Source organism: Paenibacillus alginolyticus DSM 5050 = NBRC 15375, from assembly GCF_000422905.1.
Classification (GTDB): Bacteria; Bacillota; Bacilli; order Paenibacillales; family NBRC-103111; genus Paenibacillus_E; species Paenibacillus_E alginolyticus.
In genome coordinates this window covers 1-9,838 of the sequence record NZ_AUGY01000158.1, presented here as the reverse complement: position 1 = coordinate 9,838, position 9,838 = coordinate 1, and the positions used below count along the sequence as shown (strand labels likewise).

General features: G+C 40.8%; 9 protein-coding genes and 1 pseudogene. All 10 read right to left on the bottom strand.

The window, feature by feature from the left end:
- The coding region (locus G519_RS49610) for a helix-turn-helix domain-containing protein (RefSeq protein WP_154669658.1) at window positions 1-161 on the bottom strand (161 nt) is incomplete at its 3' end.
- Between the two features lie 227 nt (window positions 162-388).
- Complete coding sequence (locus G519_RS0136400; protein WP_036635241.1) at window positions 389-1,480, bottom strand: GerAB/ArcD/ProY family transporter; 1,092 nt, start codon at window positions 1,478-1,480, stop codon at window positions 389-391.
- Window positions 1,477-2,661, bottom strand: coding sequence for a Ger(x)C family spore germination protein (locus tag G519_RS0136395; RefSeq protein WP_029198768.1), 1,185 nt, complete (start codon window positions 2,659-2,661; stop codon window positions 1,477-1,479). Before G519_RS0136395 ends, G519_RS0136400 begins: the two co-directional genes overlap by 4 nt.
- Window positions 2,658-4,241, bottom strand: a complete 1,584-nt coding sequence (locus tag G519_RS0136390) for a spore germination protein (protein ID WP_029198767.1) — start codon at window positions 4,239-4,241, stop codon at window positions 2,658-2,660. The genes G519_RS0136395 and G519_RS0136390 overlap by 4 nt, the downstream gene beginning before the upstream one ends.
- 398 nt (window positions 4,242-4,639) lie before the next feature.
- Window positions 4,640-4,795 carry a PLDc N-terminal domain-containing protein gene (locus tag G519_RS53820; protein WP_084160514.1) on the bottom strand — a complete coding sequence of 52 codons (156 nt, stop codon included), beginning with the start codon at window positions 4,793-4,795 and terminating at the stop codon, window positions 4,640-4,642.
- 391 nt (window positions 4,796-5,186) lie between these two features.
- Window positions 5,187-5,407, bottom strand: a pseudogene (locus tag G519_RS50890) (hypothetical protein); the annotation flags it as partial.
- A 412-nt stretch (window positions 5,408-5,819) separates the two neighbouring features.
- The gene (locus tag G519_RS0136375) at window positions 5,820-7,106 is read right to left on the bottom strand and encodes an IS110 family RNA-guided transposase (RefSeq protein WP_029198765.1); all 1,287 of its coding nucleotides are present in this window, start codon (window positions 7,104-7,106) and stop codon (window positions 5,820-5,822) included.
- 469 nt (window positions 7,107-7,575) lie between these two features.
- Entirely contained in the window at window positions 7,576-7,740 is a 165-nt protein-coding gene (locus G519_RS52715; protein ID WP_268633515.1) for a dipicolinate synthase subunit DpsA, read from the bottom strand.
- Window positions 7,741-8,348: 608 nt separating this feature from the next.
- Complete coding sequence (locus tag G519_RS0136365) at window positions 8,349-8,630, bottom strand: hypothetical protein (RefSeq protein ID WP_029198764.1); 282 nt, start codon at window positions 8,628-8,630, stop codon at window positions 8,349-8,351.
- A gap of 214 nt (window positions 8,631-8,844) precedes the next feature.
- Window positions 8,845-9,009: a hypothetical protein gene (locus G519_RS46350; protein WP_154669657.1), complete on the bottom strand. Its 165-nt coding sequence runs from the start codon at window positions 9,007-9,009 to the stop codon at window positions 8,845-8,847.
- Window positions 9,010-9,838: the final 829 nt, after the last annotated feature.

The following is a 9,838-nucleotide window of genomic DNA, read 5'->3' as shown; positions in this document are numbered from 1 at the left end:
AAATCAGCTAACAATATCAATGTGTTAATGTCCGGCTCTCTGCGATTTTTCTCGTAGTGTGATATCGCAGCTCTGGTTAATCCTGTCTTGTCCGAGAGCTGATATTGTGTAAGTGACCGACTGTGCCGTAACTTAACGAGCTGGGCTCCAATCGTTAACATGATTTCAACCTTTACCGGCGATAGTAGACCCACGGGATCTTTTGGGCCATTTTCAAAACAATTTAGGGAATTTACTACACTCAGACCAGTTAGGCACCAGACTTATATTTTGATAGGTTATATGAAGGATACGAAAACCGCTTTTGTATGTAAGGGACTAAACAGTAAGGAGTATAGAGCTTCGCCCACGCCGTTTATGCGCATTCTCGTTCAAGAACTCGATTGCTTTACCGTTTTGTCTTTTTACGGATAATTCCGACTATCAATAGTAACAAGGGAATCGCTATCATATTGATGGGCAAAACGTATTTCTCCCAATACATCATAAAGTCGGTTGTGATATAGTCAAAGTTCTTTGGCCATAATGCGATCATAAAAACAATCGCAGCGACAACCCATATCGTTTTCTTCCATTCTTTCAGTTCTAACCATTGTGCTGTAGCGTAAGAGGTGAAGAAAAAATACGTCACCATTTTCACGAAGTACGTAAAAAACCAAATCATAACTACCGCTACATCCATGTTCTGGATAAACTCCATGGTGGAAATAAACCGAACGATTTCGTATGGAGGAAACAACATTTTAGAAGATAGCTCAGGCCCAAATGTTGAAATCACTACAACGGATGAAATGAGAACGAAGAGAACGGTTAAGCCCCCTCCCGCTAAAATTCCGAACAACGTTTTCTGGGGTTTTGCGATGAACGGAACCGTCATCATGATCAACACAGCTTCCCCCAAAAAGGACAAAATAGGTATGCTTCCTTTGACGATAGTTAAGCCCCCTGAATCAGCGTAAATGGGAAAAATGTTTTTAAGATCCATATTTCCCCAGTTAAAGATCACTAGAGTTAGGAAGCTAATGGCTACGATCGGTCCGATGATCTCACAGCACCTAGCTACCACTTCGATCCCGCCTTTTTTCGTCGTGTAGGCTCCTAAAAGTACAAATGGTAAGATCAAAGCCCATAGTGGAGTACGCTCAAACATAGCAATGTGAACAAAGTCTGAAAACTGGCGCAAAATCATACCCGTAGCGAAAAACCACATGATAAAATAAGGAATCACAATGATTTTTCCGAACCACTTTCCCAGGATCGTCTGACTGAACTGAATGAGGGTTTGATCAGGATACAGCATGCTAACTTTTACTGAGATAATGGCGATAAAGATAACCCCAATCCCTGCGATCATGACCGAAATCCAAATATCTTGTTTAGCAATTTGTATGGCTGGCCTAATGACCATGAGAAGGGTTAAACCGATTTGGAATGAAAAAACGAGCCAAAACAATTGCCAAATCGATATTTTCGCTTTCATTTTTCGTTATCACCTACATTCAATTCTAGAAATCCTCCTGTGCGTCCAATCCTTTGAACATTCAATTTTGACCTAACGATAACTTCCGTATCAGCAAAAACATGGTGCCAATCATTTCTTAGGGTCCTCCATTGATAAGGATATTTTCGATGTATCGCTCTCCCGAAATCGAAAATGTCGGTACCAAACTGCTTTTGTACCATCCCAATCGTACTAAGGCCTTTTTTTTCTACATCTTGGTTTAACGCTGCTTCGATTTTTTTCAGATTTTCTGATTTGTAGAGCTCGACATTTGTTCCATTTTCGAGAATTTCCCCTTTTCCTGTGAGCGTGATATAAATCTTGACTTTGTTCCCCTGAATGACAGGATCAATTTTTCGGCCCATTTTTGTTAGATTTAGACTAAGATTACCTCCCCCATCAGGGTTTGAAATGGTGATAACCTGACGGTTGATCGGCCCGATGATCCATAGATGATACCTCGACTGTTCAGCATTAAGGAATCCAATCAACTTCAGATCTTTATCGAAGATGGCTCTACCTTCCACACGAAATTGTTTTTTTCGCCCATCTTCATCACGGTTAATTTGAAGGACGGGCATCGTCGGAAAGCTTACATCGTCAAATTCTCTCATGAGAAAATCCCGGTATTCGGTCGTTCTTGAACCGCCTACCATCCGGTGCATTTTTACAGTGGCAAGCACTGGTACACGTTCGAATGGATAGGATATATCTAAAATGTCTTTGGCTTGACCACCTTTCACAAGGAAAATATCTGTTCGTAGTCTAGTTTGTGGATCTCGCGCATTGGTATCGATGACCGTCGCAATCCCTTTTTTTCGGGCTAGGCTCTCTCCAATAAAGATGGCACGACGTTGTCCGGCGTGAACTCTCCGAGAAATACGCGTTTGCATGTTTTGGATCGCTTCACGAGTGTCTTTCCCGATCCCCTTTTCAACGAAATATGCTTCTCCTTCACTTCCTCCAGGCGATCCTTTTGAACCACCCAGTTGCGATGGAACAGCGAATTGGGCACTTGCCTCGTAGAGACCATCCTCTGTTAAATCCATGGCGAGGCCTATTTTAAACGCTACATCATTCAACTCGGTACGATCCCAACATCCGGTCAAAAAGAGGGGAACGATAGAAAAGAGTAATGGAACGAAGCTTCTTTTTCTCAATGGTTTCCCCCCGTTTCCTTCGGCGGTTCCGGTTTTTGTCCTTTAGGCATACGTTTTGAAACCTTTCCGGTGATAAGCTCAGGAAGCATGGTCATGTCCCACCATGGCGGACGCAGAAGAACGTTTTTTGCATTTCCACGAACCATAGGGGCAACCGGTGAAAGATAGGGAACTCCGAAAGACCGCAGACTGACAAGATGAACCATAACCGCGATTAGTCCGATCGCAATTCCGTAAAACCCAAAGGTTCCGGCAAGAACTAGCATGGGAAATCGAATCAGGCGAAAGGCAATGCCAAAACTATAGCGTGGAATTGCAAAAGAGGCAATTCCAGTTGTAGCAACGACAATGACAATGGGAGCAGATATGATTCCAGCCTGAACTGCAGCTTCTCCGATGACAAGGGCCCCAACGATGCTAACGGCAGAACCCACTGCCTTTGGTAAGCGAACCCCGGCTTCTCTCAAGCCCTCAAACATAAACTCCATGCTGAAAGCTTCGACGACCGCCGGAAAAGGGCTCGGCTCTCTTGCGGCTGCGAAACTTAAAAGTAAATTCGTCGGAATCATTTGAGGATGAAACGTTGTAATCGCAACATATACAGAAGGGAAAAACAGCGAAATCATTAAAAAAATGAAGCGCATAAAACGAATGGCTGTTGTAAATAGAAAACGTTCATAGAAGTCTTCTGCAGCTTGCATCGCCGTCCAAAAGGTCAGTGGAACAACTAAAGCAAAAGGTGTTCCATCCACCAAAATAGCAATGCGTCCTTCCAGCAAGGCGGAAGCAACGACATCCGGACGCTCTGTATTTTGAATGGTTGGAAATGGTGAAAACGGTTCATCTTCAATTAATTCTTCAATATATCCTGACTCCAAAATGCCATCGATTTGAATTCGATGAATTCTTGTACGGACCTCCTTCAATACGGCCTCGTTTACAGTACCTTTAATATAAGAGACGATAACATCGGTATTCGTCACACTTCCTAAAGTAACGAGTTCCATTTTCAAATGAGGGTTTCGAATTTTTCTGCGAATCAGACTAGTGTTGGTTCGTAAAGTTTCCGTGAAACCTTCCCGCGGACCACGAACGGATGATTCCGATTGCGTTTCTTCAACGCCCCTTGTCGTCCATGCCTTCATCTCGGCAATAATCGCAACATTTTCTGATTCCGAAAGAACGGCAATGTTACTCTTTACTATATTCTCAACAACTTCTTGTACAGTCGAAACTATTTTTGTTTGTGGAATAGCAATTAATTGATCTTTTATTACTTGATGAAGGTTTCCTGCGTTTCCGATTCCTTCGGTAACACCTTCGAATAAAAATGGTTTTATCATTATTTCTTGCAAAGTTTTCGTATCGCTTAATCCATCGATATAAACTAAGAGTAATCTCGTTTGCCCATTGATTTGAATGGGATGAAATACAACATCTGAACAGTCCTCGAAAATTCTATGTAAGACTTGTTCATTTGTCTTAAGATCCTTGCTCAAAGCTACGCTTTCAACACTTAAAGGTGATATCTCTTCTTGTTGATGTTCTTTCCGTTTCCAAATTTTTTGCAACCACAACATTGAGTCACCTATATCCGTTTTAATGTTAACACTTCGTTGAGCAAGTTCCCGCGCCACGTCGGCACTGTACAAGATTTCGCATTCAGGGAGTCTGGGATTGCCTTCCAACGTCTGAACGTACACTTGCTGCAACTCCGTTATGCTCGAGACATTGTCAACGCTAGCGCCATCTATAGAGCTGAACTCAGTACTCCATTCTGCCGACAAACCGAAAAGAGCAGCGTCGTCGGATGGAGAGATGTTCTGCGATTCATGCCTTGGAACCTGAATGGATTTTCGCACATCATCTGTTTTAGTCTTTATCTTAGTTCTTTCGGTGAAGCGATATTCCTATGTGCATTGAAAACAGTCTGCAAGTCGGGCAGAGCGGCTGAATGAATCAGGAAAAGCATCAGCATCTAACGCGGAGAAGTCAGTCTGCTACGATGAATGCGTACTGGATTAGGAGTGATGAGATAGAATCCGAAACCAATTATAGGCAAAATTAGGCTTATGGTCAGCCAATTCAAAGCCTTTTCCGGACGGCGTACCTCGCGTACCGCTAAGAGTAACATAAAAACTGTATTCAATATGTACAGCCCAAGAATTCACATCAAAATGAACCCCTCCTTTGTAATATCATCAAATAAGATGTACATTCTGTTACGTGGTTATCCGGTTGGCATTAAATTCAATATAATCTTCTTATTTGAATATCTTTACATTTTACGGAGATATTATTTCTTGATGATTATTTTCGAGAGGAGATTAATAAAATTGGAAAGATTATCAATTCCAAAAAATGAAAGCACAATTAAACAACCGAAAAAATGTAAAGGTTGTATCCTGGGGGAGATGGGATGGTATGAAACAATTTTGTTCCAAACAGACATGTATTAAATAATTACAATACATAAAAGCTTAGAAAACATTTATCCCACACGAATATCGCGGGGGTATTTTTGATCATGATTTCATAAAATTCTGGGTGCTTTTACTATTTAAGGTACAAGCTCGAACGTGACTGATCCTCATAAGTAAGTGAGTAAGCGCATTTGCAATAATTTGTCCTGCCGTTTTCGGCGCTACCATACCGGGTAAACTGGGAGCAAGAATGCTTTAATGCCCCTTTTCTCCGCAAAACGGAAGTTGGTTCCGCCCGGTTTGGAAGCAATATCAATAATCACTCCCTCTATGGAGAAACGCTTTGCTCTTAAATACTCTCGTTTTCTCAGTTTTTGACCATCAATACTTTTTAACAGATAACATTTCAATGGTATGAAGTTGTAGAGGAAGAAATTTATGGATATGCTGAGGGGCAAAAGGCCCTCTACCTAAGCCAACCAATTTAAAAAATGGATGGTGTGGTAAAGTATGGTCGCACCTTTGGATCTCCACATAAGCTCATGGGGTCAACCCTCCCACATCTCGCAGAGTCTACGCTCCCACATTCCTTCATTCAACCTGTCCATGAGGTGGAGGTCAGATATGCTGCCCGACAGGATCTTCGTCCGTAAGGATAGTGCCTTTCCGACTCATCCGTGCTTCTTGTTATCTTTTCCTTTGCTTAGATCATCAACACTGAGTATCGTTCGTTATTTAAGCTGCTTGCGGTAACTCTGTAAATCGAGGGATATCATGCATCATCTTTTCTTCACTGAATTCGTAACCTTTTGTTAATATGCCGAAAAAGACACGTATAAGCTTATTACACAACGCAATGAGAGACTGCATCTTCTTGAGCGGATTCACCTGTCGTTTGGTGTAATACTCATGCAAAGCCCGAAAGGCTGCGTTTTTAGCGACTAACGGCATCATCACACGAAAAAGCAAAGCACGAAGGCGCTTTCGGCCTCGCTTCGTTATCTTCGTCTGTCCAGTGTGTGTACCTGATGAGTTTGTTTTTAAGTTCAACCCAGCGAGCTTCGTGATCTGCTTGGGATGACGATACTGAGTAATGTCGCCTACCTCAGCTAGAAAACCTGCAATGGTGTCCCTACCGATTCCTTTTATGGCCAATAATAGTTGCACATGTGGGATCTGCATGAGCAGTTCATCCAACTTTGTCCCCAGTTCTTCAAGCTTATTTTGAAACCATTCGTACTGGCTCAGCAGTAACTTTAACTCCATTTTAGCTAACTCCGAACCTTCTCTTATGCCTACAGAACAGCTTGCTGCTGCCTTCAGACTCATGATTCTACCTAGACCAAGCCCGCGCTTTGCAGCTTCTCTCAAGTGCTGTAGTAAGGTTTTATCCGGAACGTTAACAAGCTCGTGCGGCATTAGATAAAGGCTTAGCATTTGGATGGCAGATTTGCACTCCCAATCTTTGAAGACCGTTAGAAACTCTGGGAAATACCGATCTAACCAGTTATGGACACGTGCTTGCACAACACATAGGTCAGTTGTTAGGTGTTCACGAATTTTCATCGCTTCCCGCAATTCGGCATAAATACCTTTGAGAAGACTCGGTACGGCGTATCTCCCGTCTTTGACCAGCTGTGCGATCACTTTCGCATCTTTAATGTCATTCTTTGTTGGAGAATTGTCATCTAGTTCTTTACTTTTTTTCACGTGCAGTGGATTGACTACACCGTATTTCACTTGTTTTTCTTTTAGAAAATGAGCAAGGATCAGCCAGTAGTCACCTGTTGGTTCCATACCAACGATAGCGTCCTGGAACCCTTGCTCCATTGAAATGTTCTGGAACCAGGTCATGAACAACTCAAAGCCTTCTCGATTGTTCTCAAACGTGATGGGCTTTCCAAGCTCGACTCCGCGGAAGTCTTGGGCACGAGCCACATGTTTAAATTTTGCGATGTCGACACCGATAATTAAAGTAGAAGAAGTGATTTGATTAATTCTTTCATTTTGAGTAGAATGCATGTTGTAGTCTCCTTGGTTTTGTTTTTGGATCCGTTGCTGGCCAGCATCTGGGACCCATAAACATCATACCAAGGAGTCTTTTTGTTTTTCAAACCTCGTATTTCTACATAATAGGAATGCTGCCCGTTGTTTGAAATTAGTTAAATCCTGTTCTGCCAAACCCCAACACCAGACATTGTGAACCGTGAATTGTTATATCCGTATGTTGAATAGCCATCATAACCGCACCTTCAGCGTGGTATTGAATTATAAATGCTCACATTATCGCGTGCAAATAATTCAACAATCTCAATTTGATTTCTAGAACAAAGCTTTTTTAAATAGGAATTCGCCATTCCCGTGTTATTTTTGCATGCTTCGGAATGCAATTAATATGTTCGTCGGTTATTTGAATCTCCTGCATGGAAAAAACGGATTGAATTATTCCCGTTTCATCTCCTCCTATTGCTGGCAAAATGACCGCATGTTTTCAAGTATGTGCCGTTCTAAATTTACTCTTATTGCACCTGAATTGATCTTGCAGCTTATCGAATCCAATTAATATCGCAGCCGCATCCAATTCCAACAATTTTTGAATCACTTCCAATTGACGGGCATCTCCGCCAATTACAGCAATTTGAATTCCTGAAAGCAACCGATATCGCGTTAACGCGCTAAAGTATGTAGATATTTAAAAAGCTGCTCGTCAGCAGCTCTACCGATCACCAATAAGTTTTTAAGCATCAGGATCATATATACACGCTGGTACAACACTATCGCTAACAATACTTTTGTCCGTTAATAGATAAAATTATAAAACAAACCCCAGTCTCTTATGAAATTCAACTATTCTTACACATAAACCAGAACATAATTCTAAGATCAAATACTCTAAATCTCCGAGTAAGTAATCCGAGATCTTCAGAGGAAGAGAAAATTGCACAGGAGCTTTTTTACAAAATAGGTGGCGATAATTTTCGTATATTCAACGTCAATTTCATAACATCAAGGATGAAAATTCTACTAATTTCTATTTGTAACAGTTAAAATACGCAAAAAATAAGCGTTATCTGTAATATTGCTTGGCACAATGCCCGCAGAGCTTTCTCTTGAATAGCTCTCCCATTTTCTTTCTATCAAAATCAATTACAACATCCGGACAAAACATTTGACCGCATCTGCTTTCAAATACGGTATGAGCAGCAGAAGAGGATTTAACTAATGGTATTTATCGGTAGATTTCGTATTTCGTATTTCCTAATCTCATTTTTTCTCCTCAATAACTTGGGTTATAGCATAACTCCACATATTATCTTGTTTTATGTACAGCCGGTCTTCGGCAACCGAAATTTTGTCAACGTGTTTGAATAGGACCTGGTTTATTTCTCCGCGGGTCAAATCTAAATGGATCAGTAAATAATCTCGGCCACAGTCAATATTGGTGATCCTTCCTTCACTTGAATCATTACGCACACCATTTAGGTATTTAATAACAGAAATCGTATCTCCTGCTATAAACACTTTGCTCGCCTGCTCATAATTCACGCTTTATTCCCCCTCGCATTATCGCAAAATATGTCTAAACATAATACACACCCACAAGATTACATTTTAAATATATCACGGGTAGCCGACTTAGCCATGTGAAATGGATTCTCTGGAGTTTTAATATTATCGACATATTAGTGGTGCTAACACTTGCGCCCGCTGCACTGCGACCTTTTTGAAGCGGAAAACCAGAGGGATTCCCCATTGAAACTTAAATTCCACTTATGATATTAGGGAAATTAAATTGCTCAAGTAATGTCATGTTTTTCTTAGAAATATTTATTCCCCACTCTGGTTTGCTTTTTAGATTTACATAGTCTTTATCCTTCAGTAAATCAGTCTCTTTATTCCAAGCTACCGCAGGTACTAGATACATTTTAGGTTGTTCCCCATCAGTAAAAAGCAGCATATTCCTCACTTGTTATGAGTTTGATGAGCTCCACATTAAATCTGGCAACAGAAACCCCTTCCCCCTCAAATCAAGTTTTTTACCATCTGTCGTTTGGTGTCCGCTGATCGATAATAATAATTCTACAATCCTTTATTGTTATCCTCCAATATAAGGAAAATCCGTGAGGTTGATCCGAGGGAACATGATTAATGTCAGAATTATTACTATTTTCATCGACATAACCACCAAGCTGCATAACAATTTCAGTCAAGATTTTTGCCGAATCTCCCGAGTCACTTGACATCAACAAACAAACATATTGTACACCGTTAAACTCAGTTATCGAATGTTTTCCTAGTTCACGCAATAAAATAATCTGCTTTTTCCATTTCCAACCTTAAAATTGATATATCCATGCTTCGTATTTTCAGGATTATATATATTAATATCAAAATAGCATTCTTATCGTATCAAGAGACAATAAAGTTATAAATGTCTTTTGCTTTGATATCACTTCGTGCCGATTGCGATAATTTTCTTCTTCATAAGCTCATTAGTCTTTTAATTCTATATTGAACATTATCGGGTAATCACCATCTTTACAAATTGGCGGTTTGTTCCTTTCAGCGTAAACCTTTGTTGTTTCAATCCTTACAATAACCACAGTGGTGTTGCGACCCTGCCTGTGTTCACTGAAATGACCGCCTAACCAACGGCAAGAGTTTAATCCGTTGATTCGGCAATCATCTTTTATTTATGGTGTTATCGATATTTATTCTCCAAACTTCTGCAAACATCCTCGTACGTGATGGGG

Bases quoted from the DNA above. Each gene is read 5' to 3' on its own strand.
- G519_RS0136400 (WP_036635241.1), bottom strand. From the start codon at position 1,480: ATGAAAGCGAAAATATCGATTTGGCAATTGTTTTGGCTCGTTTTTTCA.
- G519_RS0136375 (WP_029198765.1), bottom strand. From the start codon at position 7,106: ATGCATTCTACTCAAAATGAAAGAATTAATCAAATCACTTCTTCTACT.
- G519_RS53820 (WP_084160514.1), bottom strand. From the start codon at position 4,795: ATGTTACTCTTAGCGGTACGCGAGGTACGCCGTCCGGAAAAGGCTTTG.
- G519_RS0136390 (WP_029198767.1), bottom strand. From the start codon at position 4,241: ATGTTGTGGTTGCAAAAAATTTGGAAACGGAAAGAACATCAACAAGAA.
- G519_RS46350 (WP_154669657.1), bottom strand. From the start codon at position 9,009: ATGTATCTAGTACCTGCGGTAGCTTGGAATAAAGAGACTGATTTACTG.